Annotated in this window: 17 protein-coding genes; 6 read left to right on the top strand and 11 right to left on the bottom strand. The window is 65.1% G+C overall.

From position 1 onward, the window contains the following. Window positions 1-233, bottom strand: a 233-nt coding sequence (locus WA317_RS21855) for a hypothetical protein (protein WP_425175017.1), incomplete at its 3' end; no start/stop codon positions are given. A gap of 140 nt (window positions 234-373) precedes the next feature. Here WA317_RS21855 and WA317_RS21850 point away from each other — a divergent pair. Genes WA317_RS21850 through WA317_RS21840 form a run of 3 tightly spaced genes read left to right on the top strand, consistent with a single transcriptional unit; the run spans window position 374 to window position 2397 of the window. After that, the gene (locus WA317_RS21850) at window positions 374-691 is read left to right on the top strand and encodes a putative quinol monooxygenase (protein ID WP_425175016.1); all 318 of its coding nucleotides are present in this window, start codon (window positions 374-376) and stop codon (window positions 689-691) included. After that, window positions 691-1521: a mycofactocin-coupled SDR family oxidoreductase gene (locus tag WA317_RS21845; protein ID WP_425175015.1), complete on the top strand. Its 831-nt coding sequence runs from the start codon at window positions 691-693 to the stop codon at window positions 1519-1521. Before WA317_RS21850 ends, WA317_RS21845 begins: the two co-directional genes overlap by 1 nt. A gap of 3 nt (window positions 1522-1524) precedes the next feature. Further along, complete coding sequence (locus tag WA317_RS21840; RefSeq protein ID WP_425175014.1) at window positions 1525-2397, top strand: SAM-dependent methyltransferase; 873 nt, start codon at window positions 1525-1527, stop codon at window positions 2395-2397. Between the two features lie 77 nt (window positions 2398-2474). Here the strand turns inward: WA317_RS21840 and WA317_RS21835 are convergent, their stop codons facing one another. The 6 genes from WA317_RS21835 to WA317_RS21810 form a co-directional block, all read right to left on the bottom strand. Further along, a complete protein-coding gene (locus tag WA317_RS21835; RefSeq protein ID WP_425175013.1) occupies window positions 2475-4151 on the bottom strand; it encodes a ribonuclease J in 1677 nt (558 codons plus the stop codon). Between the two features lie 19 nt (window positions 4152-4170). Next, on the bottom strand, window positions 4171-5073 hold the full coding sequence (gene dapA / locus WA317_RS21830; RefSeq protein ID WP_425175012.1) for a 4-hydroxy-tetrahydrodipicolinate synthase: 903 nt from the start codon (window positions 5071-5073) through the stop codon (window positions 4171-4173). 453 nt (window positions 5074-5526) lie between these two features. Then, the gene (locus WA317_RS21825) at window positions 5527-8283 is read right to left on the bottom strand and encodes a lanthionine synthetase LanC family protein (RefSeq protein WP_425175011.1); all 2757 of its coding nucleotides are present in this window, start codon (window positions 8281-8283) and stop codon (window positions 5527-5529) included. A gap of 73 nt (window positions 8284-8356) precedes the next feature. Further along, the gene (gene thyX, locus WA317_RS21820; RefSeq protein ID WP_425175010.1) at window positions 8357-9109 is read right to left on the bottom strand and encodes an FAD-dependent thymidylate synthase; all 753 of its coding nucleotides are present in this window, start codon (window positions 9107-9109) and stop codon (window positions 8357-8359) included. A 92-nt stretch (window positions 9110-9201) separates the two neighbouring features. Continuing rightward, window positions 9202-10611 carry an FAD-dependent oxidoreductase gene (locus WA317_RS21815; RefSeq protein WP_425175009.1) on the bottom strand — a complete coding sequence of 470 codons (1410 nt, stop codon included), beginning with the start codon at window positions 10609-10611 and terminating at the stop codon, window positions 9202-9204. Between the two features lie 40 nt (window positions 10612-10651). Then, window positions 10652-13873, bottom strand: a complete 3222-nt coding sequence (locus tag WA317_RS21810; protein ID WP_425175008.1) for an ATP-binding protein — start codon at window positions 13871-13873, stop codon at window positions 10652-10654. A 319-nt stretch (window positions 13874-14192) separates the two neighbouring features. Between WA317_RS21810 and WA317_RS21805 the strand changes: the two genes are divergently transcribed. Continuing rightward, window positions 14193-16670 (top strand): peroxidase family protein, encoded by a 2478-nt coding sequence (locus WA317_RS21805; RefSeq protein WP_425175007.1) that lies wholly within the window; start codon window positions 14193-14195, stop codon window positions 16668-16670. An 18-nt stretch (window positions 16671-16688) separates the two neighbouring features. Then, the gene (locus WA317_RS21800; protein ID WP_425175006.1) at window positions 16689-18215 is read left to right on the top strand and encodes a hypothetical protein; all 1527 of its coding nucleotides are present in this window, start codon (window positions 16689-16691) and stop codon (window positions 18213-18215) included. Here WA317_RS21800 and WA317_RS21795 read toward each other — a convergent pair. The 4 genes from WA317_RS21795 to WA317_RS21780 all read right to left on the bottom strand — a co-directional run bounded on the left by WA317_RS21795 (window position 18205) and on the right by WA317_RS21780 (window position 21648). Then, window positions 18205-19416, bottom strand: coding sequence for a winged helix-turn-helix domain-containing protein (locus WA317_RS21795; RefSeq protein ID WP_425175020.1), 1212 nt, complete (start codon window positions 19414-19416; stop codon window positions 18205-18207). The two genes, WA317_RS21800 and WA317_RS21795, sit on opposite strands and share 11 nt — an antisense overlap. Window positions 19417-19466: 50 nt before the next feature. After that, window positions 19467-20207, bottom strand: coding sequence for a DivIVA domain-containing protein (locus WA317_RS21790; protein WP_425175005.1), 741 nt, complete (start codon window positions 20205-20207; stop codon window positions 19467-19469). Between the two features lie 96 nt (window positions 20208-20303). Next, a complete protein-coding gene (locus WA317_RS21785) occupies window positions 20304-20789 on the bottom strand; it encodes a dihydrofolate reductase (RefSeq protein WP_425175019.1) in 486 nt (161 codons plus the stop codon). Window positions 20790-20847: 58 nt separating this feature from the next. Next, a complete protein-coding gene (locus WA317_RS21780) occupies window positions 20848-21648 on the bottom strand; it encodes a thymidylate synthase (RefSeq protein WP_425175004.1) in 801 nt (266 codons plus the stop codon). Window positions 21649-21747: 99 nt separating this feature from the next. Between WA317_RS21780 and WA317_RS21775 the strand changes: the two genes are divergently transcribed. Then, window positions 21748-21920, top strand: a 173-nt coding sequence (locus WA317_RS21775; RefSeq protein ID WP_425175018.1) for a dienelactone hydrolase family protein, incomplete at its 3' end; no start/stop codon positions are given.

Raw genomic sequence — 21920 nt, 5'->3', positions numbered from 1 at the left:
CCCACCGACCGCGCGGCGGTGCCGGCGCCTCTGGCCAGCGTCAGCCAGATCGCCCGAGCGGCCCGGCCGCAGCCGAGCCCGGCGTAAACGACCAGCGACTGGTTACGGCGTTTGGCAGGCCCGCCGGCTTTTCTGCGAGGCGCCGTTGACCGCGCCGCCCTGGTTCCGCTCCGCGGGGTACCCTTTGACCTGCCCTTTCGGGCAGCGGATCGGGCGACGGTCTTGTTTGCCATGGCAGAAGCCTAATCCCAACGACATCATCTGCACCATCCGCCACACGGTCACCAGCAGACATCCGAGGTACCCAGCCGGTGCCCCGGCCTGAGTAGGGTGACGAGCGTCACGCCGCTACTCATTCACCAGGAGCGTCAGCATGTCCCCCGTTGTCGTCGTTGCCACCCTGACGGTCAAGCCCGAGTCCGTGGACGCCGTGCGCGAGATTTGCAAACGCGCCATCCAGGACGTCCATCAGGAGCCGGGCTGCCAGCTGTATTCCCTGCACGAATCGGGCGAGACCTTCGTCTTCGTCGAACAGTGGGCCGACGCCGACGCGCTCAAGACGCACAGCACCGCACCAGCGGTCGCCACGCTGTTCAAAGACGCCGGCGAGCATCTGGCCGGAGCACCCGACATCAAGATGCTCGCCCCGGTCGTGGCGGGTGACCCGGACAAGGGGCGGCTGCGTCCTTGATGGCCTCGGCAGCCGACGGTCCGCTGAGCGGGAAAGTCGCGTTGATCACCGGAGCGGCCCGGGGCCAGGGGCGCGCGCATGCCCTGCGACTGGCCGCCGACGGCGCCGCGATCATCGCGGTCGACTTGTGCGAGCAGATCGCCAGCGTGCCGTACCCGCTGGCGAACTCTGATGACCTGGCGGCGACGGTGAAGCTGGCCGAAGACGCCGGCGCGCGAATCGTGGCGCGACAGGGCGATGTGCGCCATCGGGCTTCGCTGACCGCTGCGCTGCAGGCCGGGCTGGACGATTTCGGCCGGCTCGACATCGTCGTCGCCAACGCCGGAATCGCGCCGATGCAAGCCGGGGCCGACGGCTGGCGCGACGTCATCGACGTCAACCTCACCGGTGTGTATCACACAATCGAGGCCGCGATACCGACGATGATCGAGCAGGGCGACGGCGGTTCGATCGTGCTGATCAGCTCGGCCGCGGGGCTGGCCGGCATCGGCAGCGCCGACGCCGGCTCCATCGGATACGCAGCGGCGAAGCATGGCATGGTCGGATTGATGCGGGTATATGCGAATCTGCTTGCAACACAGAGTATCCGCGTAAACTCAGTCCATCCGGCCGGCGTCGACACACCGATGATCAACAACGAGTTCATTCGGAGTTGGCTCGCTCAGGTCGCCGGGCCCGGCTCGGCGCAGAATCTGGGTAATGCGCTACCGGTTAGCGTTCTGCAACCCGAGGACATTGCCAATGCAGTGGCATGGCTGGTGTCCGACCAGGCCCGCTACATCACCGGGATCACTTTGCCCGTCGACGCCGGCTACCTGAATAAGCGGTAGCTGATGGCGCGTAACGCCGTGGCGCGAACCGCCTTCGGGCCGATGGTGCTGGCAGCGGTGGAAAACAACGAGCCGCCGGGACGGCGACTGGTGGACGACGACCTGGCAGCAAGGTTCGTGCCGGCGAGCGCTCGGTTGCTGGTCGCCGCAACACGCTTCTCGGCGCTGCGCCGGTTGTTCATCTCCGCGCTGGACCGGTCCGGTCCTGGGTTGTGGGCTAACCTGACGTGCCGCAAGCATTTCGTCTCCGATGTGCTCAGCGAGACATTCGGCAGAATCGACGCGGTCGTTGTTCTCGGTGCCGGGATGGACACCCGCGCCTACCATCTGGCACGCAGCAGTCCCATCCCGGTATTCGAAGTCGACCTTCCGATCAACATCGCCCGCAAGGCAGCAATCGTGCGCCGAGCCCTCGGTGAGGTGCCGCGATCGGTTCGCTTGGTGGCGCTGGACTTCGACCGTGACGACCTGCTCAGCACATTGGCCGGGCACGGTTACCGCCCGGACTACCGGACGTTCTTCATCTGGGAGGGCGTCACGCAGTACCTGACCGAGGAGACCATCCGCGAGACGCTGGCCGGCCTGGAACCTGTCGCGCCGGGAAGCCAACTGGTGTTCACCTATGTGCGCCGCGATTTCATCGACGGAACTAATCTCTACGGCACGCCGACGCTGTACCGCAGGGTGCGGCGGCGCCGCCAGCTGTGGCACTTCGGACTGCTGCCTGAGCACGTCGCAGAGTTCGTCGCCGAATTCGGTTGGCGGCTGGTGCAGCAGCTCGGGCCCGACGAATTGATGCAGCGCTACGTCTTGCCGACCGGTCGCGACTTGGGGGCATCACAGATCGAATGGTCCGCTCACGCGGAGAAGACCTGACGCTGTCATTGCGGCGTGAGCTGTGATGTCCGGATGTTCAGCCCGGCCGCCTCCGTCGCGGTCCGGCTCACCGCGCCCTAAATTTCCAGGACGGTCGGCACGATCATCGGCTGACGGCGGTAGGTTTCGCCCACCCATTTGCCGACGGTGCGGCGCACCGCCTGAGCGATCCGGAACGGATCGGTGACCTTCTCGGCCGCAAGTGATTCCAGCTCAGCCTCGACTTTGCGCACAGCTGGTTCCAGCGCCTTGGGATCTTCGGAGAATCCGCGCGAGTGCAGATGCGGCGGGGCGGCCGGCTGCCCGGTGCCGCGCCGCACCACCACGGTGACCGCAACGAATCCCGACGAAAGGATGAGCCGCTCACCCAACGTGATGTCGCCGACGTCCCCGGTGATCAGGCCGTCGACGAACATCTTGCCGACCGGCACCGCGCCGGAGATGCGCGCTGTCCCGTCGACCAGGTCGACACTGACACCGTTCTCGGCCAACAAGATTCGCTCAAGCGGGATCCCGGTGCTGGCGGCCAGGGCGGCGTTGGCGCGCAGATGCCGCCAGGTGCCGTGCACCGGCATGACGTGGCGTGGTCGTACGCCGTTGTAGAGAAAAAGCAGTTCGCCGGCGTAAGCGTGACCTGAAACGTGAACGCGCGCTTGAGCATTGGTGACGACTCGAGCCCCGATCTTGGACAGCGCGTCGATCACGCCGTAGACGGCTTCTTCGTTGCCCGGTATCAGCGACGACGACAACACGATGAGGTCACCGGAGGTCAACGTGATGCTGCGGTGCTCACCGCGCGACATCCGGGCCAGCGCCGACATCGGTTCGCCCTGAGTCCCGGTGGTGATCAGGACCACTCGTTCGGGCGGCATCATCTCTGCGGCGCCGATGTCGATCAGGTCCGAGTCGTCGATCTGCAAAAAGCCGAGTTCGCGCGCAATGCCCATGTTGCGCACCATCGACCGGCCGACGAACGACACCCGCCGGCCCAACGCCACCGCGGCGTCGACGATCTGCTGCACGCGGTCGACGTTGGACGCGAAACACGCCACGATGACTCGCCCGTCGGCGCCCCTGATCAGCCGGTGCAGGGTTGGGCCGATCTCGCTCTCCGACGGCCCGACGCCCGGATGCTCGGCATTCGTCGAGTCGCATAGGAACAGGTCGACGCCGGCGTCGCCGAGCCGCGACAAGCCCGGCAGATCGGTAGGACGCCCGTCGAGCGGAAGCTGGTCGAGCTTGATGTCGCCGGTGTGCAGCACCGTGCCTGCGCCGGTGTACACCGCCACCGCGAGCGCGTCGGGAACGGAGTGATTGACGGCGAAGAACTCGCACTCGAACACACCGTGGATGCTGCGCCGGCCGTCACTGACCTCGACGAACTTCGGTTTAATGCGGTGCTCACGGCATTTGGCGGCGACCAGCGCAAGCGTGAATTTGGAACCGACGACTTCGATGTCGGGTCGGAGTCTAAGCAGGAAGGGGATCGCTCCGATGTGGTCTTCGTGCGCATGGGTGAGCACCAGCGCGTCGATGTCGTCGAGCCGGTGTTCGATGTGACGCAGGTCGGGCAGGATCAGATCCACGCCCGGCTCGTCATGGCCGGGGAACAGCACGCCGCAGTCGATGAGTAACAGCCGGCCCAGGTGCTCGAAAACCGTCAAATTCCGGCCGATCTCGCTGATGCCGCCCAGCGCGGTGACCCGCAGCCCGCCAGGAGCCAATGGACCGGGTGGAGCCAGTTGCGCATTCACTTTTCGGCCACCTGTTGACTCATGCGAGCACCGACGCCGCGCGCATGTCGGCGGCCAACGCATCGACTTCCGCGCGCGTGGCGGGCATCTGCGGCAGCCGGGGATCGCCAACGTCGACGCCCTGGAGGCGCAGGCCCGCCTTCACCATCGTCACCCCGCCGGTACGGCTCATCGCGTCACACAGCGGGCTGATCGTCACGTTGATCTTGCGGGCGGTCGCAGTGTCACCGGACTGGAACGCCGACAACATCTCCCGCAGCTGACCTGCGGCCAGGTGCGAGATCACACTGATGAATCCGGCGGCGCCCACCGACAGCCAGGGCAAGTTGAGTGGGTCGTCGCCGGAGTAGTACACCAGACCGGTCTCGGCCATGATCTGCCCGCCGGTGTGCAGATCTCCCTTGGCGTCCTTGATTCCAACGATATTGGGGTGTGACGCCAGGGTGCGGATGGTGTCCGGAAGGATCGGGATCACGGAGCGCGGCGGGATGTCGTAGAGCAACACCGGTAGCGGGGTCGCATCGGCGACGGCGCTGAAGTGCGCAACCAGACCCGACTGGGGCGGTCGGGAGTAGTAAGGGGTGACGACCAGCAGTCCGTGCGCCCCTTCGGCGGCGCACGCCTTGGCCAGGTGCACGCTGTGCGCGGTGTCATAGGAGCCGGCGCCGGCGACGACCCGGGCCCGGTCGCCGACCGCCTCCAACACCGCCCGCAACAGCGTCAGCTTCTCCTGGTCGGTGGTCGTCGGCGACTCGCCGGTGGTGCCCGAGATCACCAGGCCGTCGCTACCCGCATCGACCAGATGGTTCGCCAGCCGTGCCGCGGCGGCCGTGTCCAGGGAGCCGTCAGGGCGGAACGGGGTCACCATCGCGGTCAGTACGGTGCCCAAGCGCGCGTGGGCGTCGAATCCGCCGGTGCTCACCCTGCCCAGATTACCCGGCGGTTCAAGCGTATTAGGCAGCACGTAACGGTTGGCTCCTCCAGCCGATCGATTGCCCCGTCACGTTTCTTTCGCGACTAGCAGTTCAATCGGCACCATGTTTCGCCGCCACCAGTGCCGCATTGCCCTTTGCCTCCGGGGCAAGTGTCCCTTCCGCTGCCGGGAGTGTCGACCGGGACGGTCTTCCAGACAATGGTGCACGCCAAGCTGCAGATGAAATCAGTTCCCCAGAAGCCGAGTCCCTGGCTCGCCACGTCAGTGGCAGCAAGACGACGCAGTGAGTCCTCGTCGCGAGCGGCGAGGGCGATGAGCTCGGCAGGACTCAGGTCAAGATCTCTGAGGGCAGCCTCCCAGTCGTCCTGCAGTGAGCGGCGAAACTCTTTGTCTTCGTGCAGTCGTTCGAGGACTTGCCGAAGCGTCTCTTCCGACATCGGTCTATCCCTTCGGTGCGGCCAGCAAGCGGCCGAGGACGAGATCCGGCACACCCGTTGGGGTTTTCAGGCGCAGTAGCAAACTGCCGACACCAGCGTATCCGAGCATGAGGTCGGGTGAGACTGCTTTTTCCGGATTGATGTGGTATAAGCCAGGGTGTCCGGACACGCGGCATTCGATGACCCGTTCGCCACATTCGCGGGCGGCCTGCAGCCAGCGGGCCTCATGACCGCACTGGTAGATGTCGAGCAAGAAATGGCCGGCGCCGCTCAGTCCGTGGCAGAACCCGGGCCGCGATTCACGGGCACTACGTTGCATCACCGTCATTGCCGCACCCTCTGCCGCCTGCCGATACCGTTGATCCGGGCGCAGGCGGTCGAGCCACAGAAGGAACTGACCGATTCCTCCGGCACCGTGGCAGTGGGCTTGCACGCCATGGTCCGTATCTCCCAGCCGTCGCGGCCATGTCAGGCCCGGCGAGTCCGGCGCCGGCGTTGCCTGGTCCAGCAGCAATTCGGCAGCATCCGCCGCGATATCGAGATAGTGTTCCTCACCCGTCACGTCAGCGAAATGTGCCAGGGCGAGGCCGATGCCGGCCGATCCGTGCAGTAGTCCAAGGTAAGCCGCCACCGGTCCGCCGGGTGCCGGGGAAGCGACCTCCCAGAAGCATCCCTTCCTGGACCGCGGAATACGGGCCGAGACGAGGTGTTCCGCCGCGGCCCAGGCGTCGTCCAGGAACTCGCTCGCGCCGGTCGCCGAGTGCAGCGCCAACGCTCCCAACAACGTGCCCGCGACCCCGTAAATGACATCGGTCGTGTGCCACGACGCTCCGCGCAGCCGCCGGAAACGCATTGCCGCGGCGTCGACGTACCGGGGTGCGGCCAAAAGCTCGGCGATCCGGACGAAAAAGTACGCGAGACCGGCCTCCCCGGCGTGAAACCCGTGTTGTGCTCGGCCCTCGCCCCATACCGGTCCGGCTACCCAGCGCGCTGCCCCGCGGGCCGCCTCCGCGTAACGATCATCCCCGGTTGTCGCCGCGAGTTCGGCGAGGAACAGACCGATGCCCGCCGCGCCGGCGTAAAGGTCCGGGCTGTATTCGGTGTCATCGCCGTACTCGAAGCGGCGCTTCCAGCGCAACCCGCCCGCGTGCTCCTCAGCGTCGGCGCACAGTGCGTCACCGACTTCCCGCGCGAGTGCAAGCGCTTCGTCGCAACCCAGCATCCGGGCACTCGCAGGCGTAACCGGGTGGTCTCCCGACCCCGCCTTGGGTTGGGGGCTCATAGACCCGGCGCTTGAGAGCTGACCTGCTACTTCGGCCAGCGCACATGCCGCCTGCCGCATCGTGGCATAGCGGTCACCGGGTTCCCATGCCACGGCCCGATCGACCACATCGGCCAGCTCTGCCGGTACGGGACAAAGCTCTGCCAGTGGCCGGCGTTGGTACGGCCGAAGAAAGTCGTCGCCTTGGGGCATGTCCGCCCGCGCAGCCGGGCCGGCGAGGAGGTAGTGGAGCACTGCCCCCCAGGCAAAAACATCATCTGCCGGGCTGGGATTTCGGCCTGCGAACTGATCTCTGGAGTGGAAAGGCGGGGTTCCGATACTCAGCGGCGGGGCATCGTTGGTGCGGTACTGATAGGCGATGCCGAAATCGATTAGGCGATAGCCACCCTCGGGAGTCTTCACCACGTTGGCCGGTTTGAAATCGCGGAACACCAACCCAATCTCGTGCAGGTGAGCCAGCATCTTGGCTGTGGCCAGGCCGACGGCGACGATTTCCGACCGGTCAACCTGGCGTTCGGCTGACTGATCGACGAGTAGGCTCTCCAAGGTGATCCCCTCGATGTATTCGATCACCAAATAGCGGTCGCCATCGAGGTCGAAGCTGTCGATGAAATTAGGCAACAGCGGATCGTCGAGGTAAGCCATGAGAATCGCTTGCTCGTTGCGTGCCCAGTCGCGCGCGTCCCGGCCGAACGGGTCCAGCGCGACGTCGTGCCATGACTCTTTGACCAGGCACAGCCGAGGCGGCTGTGATGCGACATCGACCGCCCGGAACACTCCTCCTCGGCTGCTCTGTGCCAGCGCATCGGTCACAAGGTAACGGCCGTTAAGGAGCCGGCTCCGCGCAGGCGGAGGCACTCGGACCCCGGCGGCTTCGAATGGATCGGCGATATCCGGGTGTGGCGGTTGATAGAAATTCAGCCGCACGTCTTGGGTGAGCCGGCCGGCGGGATCGAGTAGGTCGTAGACGATGTCGCCCGCGACGTCGGGCCCAGTTCGCCGGCGGATCGACCCGTAGCGGTAGTGAACGACGCTGCCAGGGCCCAGCACGCGATCAGTCGGGATTCGCGGACCGCTGTGACCGCGGGTGACCCGGTCGAGTTCGACGGCCAGACTCACGGCCTGCGACTGGTCGCTGGGATAGACAGTGATGAACTTGCCGATCTGCGAAGTCGCGAAGACGCCGGAATTCATGGCGGCCAGCTCGTGAAGTGAGCCGACGACTTTGAACCGCACCCCTTCGGCCAGTAGCACGTCCAGTGCGGCGGCCAGCACGTCGGCTGCGGACCGCGGCGTCGCCGACAAATGCAGTTTCCAGCCTTGGTCCGGCCATGGCCCGGTTCCGATCGATTGGTGAACGAACATCTCGCCGCGGGTACTCCACGGCACCCGGCGGTCGAGCATCAGCCTGATCGGGTCTTCGTCAAGCGAGACGCCATGCCAGAGCAGTGAGCCGGTTTGCTCAACCGAAGTGACCACGGCTCAAACTATGCACACATGGCACGCGCTTCGCGCCGAAACCGCAGCTAGCCTGGACCAGTCGACGACGGGTTCAGGCTTCGGTGGCCAACGGGCTGATCGCCACCTCGGTGCCGTCGGACAGTGTGGCGATCTCGAAGTCGGCGAACGCCGCGGGTGCAACATCGACGAGTTCGCGCAGGCAGGCGATGGCCAGCCGGCGGATCTCCACATCGGCGTGTTCGCTGGCACGCATCGCGATGAAATGCCGCCAGGCGCGGTAATTGCCGGTTACGACGATGCGGGTCTCGGTGGCATTCGGCAACACGGCGCGGGCGACCTGGCGCGCCTGCTTTCGGCGCAACACCGCGTTCGGCTGACCGGCGAATTTAGCTTCCAGCTTGGCCAGCAACTCGGTGTAGGCCACGCGGCTGGCATCGGCGGCGGCGATCAGCAGCTGTTGTAGTTCGGCGTCGTCCTCCATGCCGGGCGGGACGACGACCCTAGAGTCGTCGTTCGGGATGTAACGCTGCGAGAGCTGGGAGTAGGAGAAGTGTCTGTGCCGGATCAGCTCGTGCGTGCACGATCGCGAGATGCCGGTGATGTAGAACGACACACTGGCGTGTTCGAGCACCGAAAAATGCCCGACGTCAATGATGTGCCGCAGGTATCCGGTGTTGGTCGCGGTTTTCGGGTTGGGCTTCGACCAGCTCTGATAGCAGGCCCGCCCGGCGAACTCCACGAGCGCCTGGCCGCCGTCGGCGTCCGTGCTCCACGGCACACCCCGGGGTGCGACGAAGTCGGTTCTGGCGATCAGTTGCACGCGTAATGGCGCCGTCTCGGCCACGGCGATCACCTTAGCCCGCCACGATGGGGGCCGAAACGGCCCGCATCGCAAGCGGGCCAGTCAGCCGTTGCTGACACCGTTGCCGTCAACCGTTATCTCGATAAGGTGTCCGGTGACGCCTTGCGGTTACCGGCTCGGCCGGCCACTCCGGCTCGGCGGCGGCGCAGGTTGCCCAGCGCCACCCGGTAGACAAAGGCCGGGTGAAGCAGGCGAATGGGTGGGTCGACGAGGCTGTTGACTCGGAAGAAGCGCACGGCCACTACAAGATCGGACTCTGAGGCTGTCAGCGCCCAATCTGCAAGCCGGGTCGCCACGCGCATCCATCTCGACCGTCGCCCGGTCACCCCCGGAATGGCCAGGTCTGAGCTCGCCACCATCTGCCACGCCACGCCGATCGGTTTGGCGGAGGCGCGAAAGTATCGCCGGGACAAATCCGTGTCGCCACTGCGCAGACAATCCCGCAGCGCGGCGGCTCCCAGCGCGGCCACCGTCATGCCTTGCCCGTAAACGGGGTTGAGGCTGCAGTTTGCGTCGCCGCAAATCAGCAGACCATCGGGTAGCCGCGACATCTTGTCGTAGCGTCGCCACTGGCTGAACGGCATGCGGTGCTGGGCCACCCTGCCAATCGGCTCCGCCGCCCGGATCGCGGCAATCAGATGCGCGGGGCAATACGTTTCGGCGAATGACAGCATGCCGGCCAGGTCGCGGGGCGGCTGGTGCCCCACCATCCCGAAGACCGTGAACATCCAGGTGTCGTTCTCGTAGCCGCTCAGAAACATGCCGGTTGGCCGCTCCGGCGCGGGGCCGATGTTGACCAGCATCTCGGTCAGCGTGCCCGGCGGAATTCGCAGCAGTTGGCTCACGTAGTTCGTATGCATGACGATGTGGTCTTCGACGGGTCGTCGATAGCCGAGGCTTTCCAGCAAAGCCGGCGTGTGCGCACCGCGACCCATCGCGTCCATGACTACATCGCCGGTCAACTCCTGTTCGGCGCCGTCGTTCCGGTTGATGACCCGCACTCCGGTAACGCGACGTCGATCCGGTGTGGCCGTCAACTCGGCGACGTCGTGGCCGCTGATGATGGTCACGTTGCTGATCGCCTGCAGGCGCTGACGCACATGCCACTCCAGGAACGGCCTGCTCGGCATATGCAAAGCCAGCGCTTTCGGCTCCTTCGTTACCTTGCCGGAGCGGAGTATGTCGTGGCCGCCGAAAGACAAGCGCAGCTTGGACAGCTCTCCGTCGTCCCAGACGGGAGCACCGTCGGCTACCAGTTCACCGAGGAACCCGGGAAAAAGTTCATCCAGCACCTGCCCACCGCGGGCCAGCAGAGCATGAACGTGACGACCCTGTGGTACCCCTCGCCGGACAGCGGAGCCGTCAGGTAATAAATCTCGCTCGACCACAGTGACGAGGTCGAAAAAATCGGCCAGGACCCGCGCGGCAAGCATTCCGCCCATGCTCGCGCCGAGAACGACCGCGCGCTGACCCGGTCCTGCCATGGCGGAACTCCTGCGTGGAAGTCGAACGTTGTTGGGGTTTTCAGAACTTGGTGCCCACCGAATCATGTTGCGACGCAGCGGCAGCCGCGTCGGCAGCGGCCACCAGAGCGTCGAAGCCAGCGGCTGCCGCCCGGGCGCGGTGTTGTTGTAGGAAGTCCCGATAGCTGTCTTCGTCGCCGCGCGCGAGCGAAAGCAGCGCCCGCGAACGCAAGAGTGGAAGTTCGTTTAACACGAAGCCGGGATCGGTGGGCACGGCGGCCAGTCGGTCGATCGCCGCCTGAGCTTCGTCCTGGTCGCCAACGGATCCGCGTCGGACCAGTAATTTCACCAGGACTTCGGTGGCCCTTCCGCGCCATATCATGTCGCCGCTTTCGTAGGCGCCGTCGACGACTGCCCGAACCATTTCGATGCCGCCATCGAGGTCACCGGTGCGGGCCTTCTCCAGGGCGAACTCGGGCTCGACAATCGTCAGCGCGCTCAGCGAAAACCGCTCCTCCAGAACGGCATCGCGGGCTTGGGTGAACAGGTCGAGGCCCGCCTCCCGTTGCGGGCCGTCGCGACTGACCAGAACAAGGCCGCGGCTGAGCCGGCCCATGCTGAGAACGAAGTCTTCGCCGGAACGCTCGGCGATGCGCAGCGCCTCGGCCGTCTCGCGCATGGCGGTCGCGTCAGGCGGCAGCGCCCCGAACGGTATGGAGGCCACGTACTTCCACAGGAGCGCGAAGACGTAACTCGTCGCGTCGAGAGGAGCAGCCATCGCGATTGACGTGGCGGCGTCGTCTTTCCAATCCCGGATTCCCAGGCACATCTTGATGTGGCCCCGCATCGCGATCGCCGTACTCAGCGGTGAGCCGAAGATCAAGTTGCCCTTGGTGGGGTCGCCGTCGGCCAGGTCGATGAGTCGATCCGCCAATCGCAGCGCCTCGGTCATCTCGCCGGCCTGGCATTTGGCGTAGATCGCCGCGAACAGCAGACCCACCGTCAACGTCGGATCTTGAATCGATTCGAGCAGCTCGCTTTGCTCCGAAGCCACCTGGGCCGCCTGGCGGAAACGGTTGTGGAAGGTCAATGCCATGATGAAACCGGTCATGGCAATCGCCAGCGACACTTTGTCGTCAGCCGCTGTGCACAGATCCCGCAGTTCGTCGAAACCCGTGTCGGCGATGCTGCCACCCACCTGCCACAGAGTGCCGCACAGCAGGGTTCGGGCCGCTATCTGCAACGACGCCCGATCTGGGGCGTCGGCCTGTAGCCGGTCGGCGACCTGGCGGGCCCCTTGCCAATTGGTGCGCGCCGCCCGAATGTCGCGGAAAGCCGACCAGGCGCCGGCGCGCATATGCCAGTCGAACGCCGCACGCAAATCCCCGGCGGCCTCCAGGTTTTCGGCGATCAGGGCGGCGTTCTCGTCGGCCGCCCCGGGGTCCTGCTGTTCAATCGCTACGGCCAACCGCCGGTGCAGCTGGGCGCGCCCGGACTTCAGCTGAGACTCGTAGGCAACCGCTCGGATCAACGGGTGCCGAAACGCATACTCGGCGCGCGGGGTGATCATCACCTGGTCCACTAACTCGACCTGCAGCAACTCAGCGATCGCCTCCGGTCCCTCGCTGTCGTCCTCCAGCAAGGCGGCCACCAGGTCAGACCTGAACCGCGCACCGACGACCGCGGCCGCATACAAGAAGTATTTGGCCGGCCGACCGAGACGATCGACGCGGGCGGCGATAGTGGCCTGCAGAGTGCCCGGCACACTGATGTCGGCGGCGTCATCACGGCAGAGGTAGGCGCCGCGATCGCCGTCGAGCACACCGCGCTGAGCCAGATCGCGGACCATCTCCTCGGCGAAGAACGGGTTTCCGGCGGCCCGCTCGGCGATCCGTGCGGCCAGAGCACGCACCGACGGGTCAGGACCCAGCAGCTCGGTTGTCAACGCCGCGGTCTGCGCCGAAGTCAACGGCGCCAGGGATATCGTCTGGCCACCCGGTGTCCGCGACAGCGCACCGCGGTATTCGGGGCGGTAGGTGATCAACATCAGCGCCGGGATTTGCGGCACCACGTTGACGAGCTCAGCGAGCATGGCTTCACTGACCTCGTCGATCCAGTGCACGTCCTCGATGACATATTGCGCCGGTGCGGTCCTGGCCAGAGCCACGGCGTTCAGCAGTGCTGCCAGCCGGCGCCGACGCGCATCGGCGGTGATGGCGGGCAGCGCGGCGTCGGGATCCCCGATTCCGAGCAGGTCGTCGAGCAGCAGCAGGTCCTCGGGGTTGGCATCGGGTATGCGGGCTCGCACCTGCGCCCGGCCCGCCTGCTCGTCGAGGTCGGTGACCCCGAACACCGTGCGCAGCAGTCGCGCCACCACGTGGAACGGGACATCGCGAGTATGGGACTCGCAGGCTACGGTGGACACCTCGACCCCGCGACCGGTAGCCAACGTCACCGCTTCGCCCATGATGCGGCTCTTGCCGATACCGGGTGGTCCGACCACCGCGACCACATGTCCGGCACCGCCGATCGCCTGCTCGAGGGTCCCGGCGACGGTGTTCATCTCCCAAGCGCGACCGACCAGGGTCGGCTCCCGCCGGCCGATCCTTGCGCGCTGAGCAGCGACCCTCAGCAGCCGCCGGGCGGGCAACGGCTCCTCGGCGCCCTTGACCTTCACCCACTCGGTCGCCCCCAGCACTGTGGCGTGTTCAACCAGCCGCGCGGTGGACTCACTGAGCATCACCCCGCCGGGCGGGGCAACCGATTCCATCCGCTGGGCTAAGCCGACCTGATCACCGACAGCGGTGTAGGCCCTCGCGCTCGAGCTTATTTCCCCGGCGATCACCCGGCCCGAGTTCAGCCCCACCCGCAGCCGCAGGACGATGCCATCGCGGGACTCCACTTCATCGGCCAGCTGTGCGATTTGCTGTTGGATGTCCAACGCTGCCAAACAGGCCCGAAACGCGTGGTCCTCCAATGCCAGCGGCGCCCCGAACAGGGCCATGATGCCATCGCCGGTGAACTTGTCCACCGTGCCGCCATAGCGCCGGGTAATCGTGCCCGCACAGCCGAAGACGTCCGCCATTATCTCGCGTAACCGCTCCGCGCCCAACATCGAGGCGATCGCCAGGGAATTCACCACATCGGCGAACAACACAGTCACCTGCTTGAACTCCGGCTGCTGTCCTGCAGCTGGCGCGGGCGCCCCGCATGCGTCGCAGAACCGGGCGCCGTGGCGAAGTTCGGTGCCGCACCCTCGGCACACCGCGCCCAGTGGTCCCATCCGCCTCTCCCGCCGCTGATCAGTGGTTTCGAACGCCCACCGCAACCTGAAGCCTCAAGCAGCAACTAAGCGATTATCGACCGTCGGCGCCGTGCGGGGAACCATTTTGAAGACCGCGACACGCGTCGGCGGCCTTCAGTTGCGCTCAGCACCCGTTATCCGACCAGCAACTGTGCGACGACTGCCTATCCTATTCAGCGTCGAGAAAACGAATTGACGGTAATCAAATTTCCACTGATCAATTGCGGAGAATCGGACCATATGTTTCGCCCACGCGAGTAGGTTCTGGTTTCGGCGTTTGCCGTGCGAGGAGCTTTACATGTCGTACGAAGAGGCACGAGAAGCCCTGAGAGAGGGCGACTACAAGCACGCCTTGAAATTGCTGAGGGCGGAGCTCAAAAAGCAACCCGACGGCGAAGGGTGCGCGCTGGCGGGCCTGGCCTGCTTCAAGCTCGAGCGCTATGGCACGGCCGCGCGATGCTACGAGCAGGCGACGAAAGCCGACACTCAGCGCAACGACTGGCGCGAAATGCGCGACCTCGCGCAGGCCAATGCCACCGCCAAGATCAACCAAGCTGTCCCCAAACCGGATTACTTCGACGGGAAGGCCCTGGTGGCGCCTCCTCGGGTGCATGACGGCGACCTACCCCGGCCGCCGCACTCGCCGCGGCCTGATTGCTTCAGGCGACTGCGGCTGTTTCTGGGGAAGGTGCTCGGCGCAGGATTGACGGTGTTGATGAATTGGGCCATCAACTGGGTCGGCCGGACCTTCGGCTATCGCGGCAGGGTTTGGACCAAATGGTACGGTCGCTGGCTGCCGCTGGAAGTCCTGACATTGGCCTACATGCGTGATGAGCTGAACGCTCACAACTTGAAAAACACGTATCCGGCCGGGACGCTGATCGGCTTTCAGGAAAAAGGACAGAGACCGCCCGTAGGCGTCAGCTGTTTTCGCACCGCCGACGGAAGCTGGAACAATCTCGCCGATCCCAAGGAAGGCGCTGCGGGCACGCGCTTTCTGCGCAACGTCGAGCTGTCAGCGATTCGCCCCGAGAAGGAGCCGGAGTTGCTGGCGCCGAACCCCCGCGAGGTCAGTTTGAGCCTGCTGACGCGCCCGGACGGTGCTGATGGGCAACCAGAGGTGACCGAGGTCAAATTTCTCAATCTGTTGGCCGCATCGTGGATCCAGTTCATGATTCACGACTGGGTCAACCACGGCGAGGTCGCGCGTGTCGGCGTCATCAAGGTGCCGCTGGAGCGCGACGACCCTGCCCGCGATCGTTACCTGCAAAGCGAAATGGAAATCGGCAGGACCCAGGCGGACCCGACGCCCCCGGGTCCGGAGCAGCCGGCCGCCGCGGATCCCATCGACGAGGAGCCCGCCGCCACGACCTCCACCAGCGAAGAGCCGCCCGCCGCGGGTCCCACCGACGAAGAGCCGCCCGCCACGAGTCCCACCAGGGAAAAGCCGGCCGACACTAGTTTCATCAACGAGGTCACCCATTGGTGGGACGGGTCGCAGATCTACGGCAGCGACCAGGAAACGCAGAACCGTCTGCGCAGCCACCGATTCGGCAAGATGCGATTGAACAGCGACGGCACCCTGCCGGTGGAGCCCGGCACGGAGGTCGAGGAGGCCGGCTTCCGCCGCAGTTGGTGGGTGGGGCTCTCCATGTTGCACACCCTTTTCGTCCGCGAACACAACGCCATCTGCGACATGTTGTACGAGGCCTACCCCCCGTGGGACGACAACCGCCTGTTCAACGTCGCGCGCCTCATCAACGCCGCGGTGATGGCCAAGATCCACTCCGTCGAGTGGACTCCGGCGATTCTGCCCAACCGAGCGCTCGACCTCGGTTTGAACACGAACTGGTACGGCTTGCTCACCTTCCTGACCAGTAAGGGCGCGGCGCGCAAAACCCTGTCCAAGGTGAACATCCGCAACCCGGAGATCGGCGGCATCGTCGGCAACCCGATCAACAAGCACAACTGCCCATTTGGGCTGACCGAGGAATTCGTCGAAGTCTACCGCCTGCACTCACTACTGCCCGAGCAACTGCTGCTGCACAAGCGGCGCCAAGATCCCGCCGAGAAGGTTTTCTTACCCCAGACCCGTCAAAGCGGCTCGCCCGGCATGACGACGGAATACGGACTGTCCAACCTCTTCTACTCGTTCGGCAACCAGCATCCCGGCGCCCTGGTGCTCAACAACTATCCACGCTTCTTGCAAGAGCTCAGCGTCTCGGGGAAATCGTTTCTCGACGTGGGCACCGTAGACATCCTGCGCGCGCGAGAACGTGGCGTGCCGCGCTACAACGAGTTCCGTCGGCAGCTGGGACTGAATGAGATCCGGAGCTTCGACGACCTCACCGACTGCCCCACCCTCCGAAAAAAGCTGAAGGCCCTGTACGAAGACGACGTGGAGAAGCTCGACCTGCTGATCGGCACACTCGCCGAAGGCCACCGGCCCAACGGCTTTGGCTTCGGTGAGACCCTGTTTCAGATCTTCATCCTCAACGCCAGCCGCCGCCTGCAGGCTGACCGCTTTTACACCGACTGCTACAACGAGGATGTCTACACCCCGGAAGGCCTGCGCTGGATCGATCGGAGCGACCTCAAGGCGGTGATCCTGCGCCACTACCCTGACCTCGCGGACAGTGGCCTCGCCAATATCAAGAACGCTTTCGAGCCCTGGGACGAAGGGCCCGAGCTGGATCCCGACCGCCATCCACTGCGGGAGTGGGACGCCGAACTAAAGCATGACCCCTGGCGCGGCGACGCGTATCGCCATGTCTGAGCATCTTCGGGAGCGCGAATGCTGAGATGGTATGTCCGACGTGCGTTATGGAACCTGATCACTCTGGGGAAATTCACTGCCAGTAAGCCGGTCACCATCCCGCTGCCACCGACCAAGCAGCGCCGCATCGAACGCAAGCCGATGATCGATGCGATTCCCCAGATACCGCTACGCAAGGTGATGGTATGCCCTCGCTCCGACATTCCGCGCGATGAACGCAGCTTGCTGCACACTGTGTTCTACGACTTCCAGGTCTGGCTGTACACCGTCTGGTCGCCCATGCAGCCAGGCTTGCCGCGAATAGACGGCGACCCGCAGGTGGCGTTGAAAAAAGCTTTCAACGGGCGGCGTCTCGCCCGCTTCCGTGCGCCCGAAAGGCCGGCCGAATATTTGGGCAGTCCAGATCTGGGCTCGCTGGCGGTGCGCGGTCCCTTCGCCTGCTACACCAGGCGCGCCAAGGATGGCAATTTTGAGTGGGACCTGCTCAGCCTCAACAAGTATGAGCACCACCCCGGGCTGGTGCAGATCGGTGCGCGCGTGTTATTCCGCCTGGATACGGCGCGACGTTCGCTAGAGCCCTATCGCATCGAATGCGCGCTGGACGACGACGCGATTGAACCCACCGATCCCCGATGGGACCAGGCTTGCAAGATCGCCTTGTGCGCCGCCTCGACGCACCTCTCGCTGGTACGCCACTTCAACTGGGTGCATCTGGCGGGCGGCGCTCAGTTGGCGATTACGACGCGGAACAGCCTCTCGGCTGATCATCCGGTGTGCAGGTTGCTGTGGCCCTTCATCTTTGGCACTCAGCAGAGCAACGACATGGTGACCCGTGGGCAGATGGTTCGCGGTGGTGACTTCGAGACAACCTTCAGCTTTACGTTCGACGGCATGTGCCGCCTATTCGACGACACCTACCCGCAATACCAGCACACCGTCAACAACCCTGTGGAGGACGGCAATTCACGCCAGATTCGCGACGCCGGCTTCGACACACCGACGCAGCAGAACCTCGAGGACCTGTTCAAAGTCATATACGGCTTCGTGTGCGACTATCTGAAGATCTATTACGCGCCCGGCAGCAACGACATTCGCCGGGACCGAGAGATACTCGTTTGGCTCAACGAACTCAACGACTGCGTTCCCAACGGCGTTGGCGTGGACCCACGAACATTCACGTGGGACGAGTTCGCGCGGATGGTGGCCGGCCAGCTGTATCTGGTGACCGTGCAGCACGAGATACTCGGCGGTGCCATGTGGAATTATCAACTGTGGACGCAACGCCAGCCGGCGCGGATATACGACGATTTTCAGTCAGAGCCGTTGGACGTCTACCAGCGGCTGGTGAACGCGAACTACATCCTGAATGTGCACCGACGCGCACTGATGGATGACTTCAATCGCTTCGGGCTTGACTACCGCGCCAAGGCCGCCATGTTGAATTTTCAAAGAAATCTCGCCGAGCTGGAGGTCAAGATGGACAGCTCACCCGGTGCGGTATGGCGCATCTACCCGCGCGATTTGAAGGTCAACATCAACGCCTGACTGCTTTCAGCTCGCCGGCCAGGTCGCCCCGCTCGCCGATGCTGACGCTGCCCAATTTGAGCCAAGATGCCATCGACGCGAGTTCGGCGGTCAGCGCCGCAGCCACCCGCGCCGGCTTGCGGCCAGGTTCAGCGAATGCGCCGACGATGTGCAGCGCGTCGCCCTCCCGGTCCGCTTTGAGGTCCACCCGTCCGACCAGTTCACCATCGAGCAGAAACGGCCATACGTAATAGCCGTACCGGCGCTGAGTCGCGGGCGTGTAGATCTCGATGCGATAGTGAAAATCGAAGAGTCGCTGCACCCGCGGCCGGAAGAAGATCAACGGGTCGAACGGGCACAGCAGCGCCGTGCCTTGGTCGCGTCGGGGCAAGGATTGACCGGCGCGCAGGTACGCCGGCGCCGACCAGCCGTCGACGTCGACGCGTTCGAGTTGCCCGTCCGCGACCAGTTCGGCGATCGCTGGCTTGACTTGTCCGGCGGCCAACCGGAAGTAATCCCGAATGTCGGCTTCGGTGCCCACCCCGAGCGCAGACGCCGCCCGCAACGTCAGTTCGCGCAACGCCTCGTCATCGTCGACCTGCCTGGCCAGCACCTCGGCCGGCAGCACGTTCTCGGCGAGGTCGTAGTGCCGCGCGAACCCGACGCGAGTGGCGGTCGTGAGTACCCCGGCAGCGAACAACGCCTCGGCCACCCACTTGGTGTCGGTGCGATTCCACCAGGCTCCTTTCGCCCGGCGCGGTTCTGCGGCCAAGTGGGCTTCGATCTGTCCGGCGGTGGAAGGCCCGAGCTCGGCGACCGCGGCGACAACGTCGTCGACCAGTCCCGGGTTGGCTTTGACGATGTGGACTCCCCAACGGCCGTGGCGGAATTGGCGCATCCGCCAGCGCAGCAACGGCCAGTCGTCGACGGCCATCAGGGCGGCCTCGTGTGCCCAGTACTCGACCAGCAGTCGCGATTTCGTCGGACCCCAGGCGGCGCGGTCGAGCACGTCGCGATCGTAGGGCCCGAGACGGCTGAACACCGGCGCGTAGTGGGCGCGCACTGCCACCGACACCGAATCCAGTTGCAGTACCTGAATGCGGGAGATCAGCCGCCGCAGCTGCGCTCGCGTGAACGGCCCCGCGGAACGTAAGTCGCTGAATCCTTGAGCTGCAACGGCTACCCGACGAGCCTGTGCGGCGGTCAACGTGCGGTGTCGGATCGGCACGGCGCCGAGGATACCGATGCTGCGTGGCTCCCCCCAGCGGCGAGTTACCTCGGGCTCACGCCGTTGGTTCGGTCCGACGACGCGGCGACGCCCGCCTCCGGCGATTCCTTTTGTTCCCGGTATGCCGACTCGAGAGTGGCCGGCACCCCTTCCAGGTCGCGGTAGACGCCCATCAGTTGCTCCAAGATCGTGACTCGTCGCTGACTCGCCTCGTTCACTGCCCGCTGGGCCTGCTCACGATAATGATCAGCCTCCTGCTTCGCGTCGGCGAGGATTTGCTCGCGCTGCTGCACGGCTTCCTGCCAGGCCTCATCGATCTGGGATTGTGTTTCGGCGCGCATTCTCGCCAATTCGGCGTCCAAATTTTTCTTGGCTTCGTCGTACTCGGCTTGGAGGGCGTTTCGATTAGCGACCATGTCCGCCAACAGCTCCTCGTGCTTCCGCTGCTCGGCCTCCACCTCGGCTTTGGCCACCGCCATCAGCGCCTCCGCCTCGGCTCGCGCCTCGGCCTGCATTTCGGCGACCTCGTCAACCGCACGCCGCAGCATCTTTGCCATCCGCTGTTGCATCGCGTGAGGCGAAGGTGAGGTGTCTGCCAGAACGGCGACTTCCTTCCGCAGCGCGGCCGTTTCGTCGCCGGATTCCTTCAGCCGGGCCCTCAGGCTCTCGATGTCGCGGAGCAGAAACTCCTGCTTGATGGCCAACGCCTCGATCTGGGCATCGACCGCGGCCGGGTCGTAGCCCCTGAACGTGCGAGAGAACGTCTGCGCGGACTCGGTTTGCACTGCCTATTCTCCTCCTGACGAAAGGCCTGATACCCCGTTCAAACCGACCACCAAACGAGTATGTCACGGTCATGCCGTTGGCGCGGATGCCAGCGCTCACACCCGCCGGTAGCTGTGCATTCGGTAGCGCAGCCCGGATCGGCTGATCCGCCAGTCCCCCGCGACACCGACCCACGACTCGTCGAGCACCGGCGCAACGACGTCACTGTCGTCGCGGGGCAAGTCGATTTCAACCTCGGTGATCTCGCAGCGGTTGGCCAGCGGCATCGCCAGCGTGTAGACCTGTTCGCCACCGACAACCCAGGTGTCCGCAGCGGTCAGCGCTTCGTCGAAAGTCTGCACCACGGTCGCGCCTTCGGCGGTGAAGTCCGCTTGCCGGGTCAGCACGACGTTTCGGCGGCCCGGCAACGGCCGAACACCGGCGGGCAACGACTCCCAGGTGCGACGGCCCATCACCACCGTGTGACCCATCGTCAGGTTCTTGAAGTGCGTCAGGTCTTCAGGCACGTCCCAAGGAATGCCGCCGGCCCGGCCGAGGACACCCGACGTCGATTGAGCCCACACCAGGCTCAGCTCCGGCATCGGCGTCATGGGCGCCGCTCCTCCTCATCGCTGCGCTCTGCATCGTCGACGGCGCGCGTCATACCGCGACGGGAGCTTTGATCGGCGGGTGCGGATCATAGTTTTCCACCACGATGTCGTCGTAGGTGTAATCGAAGATCGAATCACGCTGCCTCAAGGCGAGTTTCGGATAAGGCCGCGGCTCGCGACTCAACTGCTGAGTGACCTGTTCGACGTGGTTGTCGTAGATGTGGCAGTCACCGCCGGTCCAGATAAATTCACCGACATCCAGACCGGCTTGGGCGGCCATCATGTGGGTCAACAGCGCGTAGCTGGCGATGTTGAACGGCACGCCAAGGAACAGGTCGGCGCTGCGCTGGTAGAGCTGACAGCTGAGCCGTCCGTCGGCCACATAGAACTGGAACAGCGCGTGGCACGGCGCCAACGCCATCTCCGGGATGTCACCGACATTCCAGGCCGACACGATGATGCGCCGCGAGTCGGGATCGGTGCGCAGCAGTTGCAGCGCCGCGCTGATCTGGTCGATGTGCTCACCCGCCGGAGTCGGCCAGGACCGCCATTGCACACCATAGATCGGACCCAGTTCGCCGGTGTCACTTGCCCATTCATCCCAAATAGTGACGCCGTGCTGCTGCAACCAGCTGACGTTGGAGTCGCCACGCAAAAACCACAACAACTCGTAGATCACCGACTTCAAGTGCACTCTCTTGGTGGTGATCAGCGGAAAGCCGGCCGCCAGGTCATAGCGCAGCTGGTGGCCGAACAGGCTGCGGGTCCCGGTCCCGGTACGGTCGGCTTTCGGCGTGCCCTGCTCGAGTACCAGGCGCAACAGATCCTCGTACGGTGTGGCGATCGGCACGCCGCTCAGCTTAGCGGCGATCGCAAGCGCGGCGAAGCCGGGCGCGGCGGGTCGCCGCCGACAAAACCCGTGCCAGTCGGGCGGAGTAGAACGGAGGTCATGCCCAACATCTCAGACAGCGTCACCACCCAAGACGGCGACTGCACCGTCTGCCTGTTCACCCCCGACGGCGACGGCCCCTGGCCCGGTCTCGTCATGTATCCCGATGCCGGCGGAGTGCGGGACACCTTCTACGACATGGCCGCTCACCTGGCTGGCTTCGGATACGCGGT

The organism is Mycobacterium sp. (assembly GCF_049802695.1).
Lineage (GTDB): Bacteria > Actinomycetota > Actinomycetes > Mycobacteriales > Mycobacteriaceae > Mycobacterium.
This window is presented reverse-complemented; position numbering and strand designations above follow the sequence as displayed.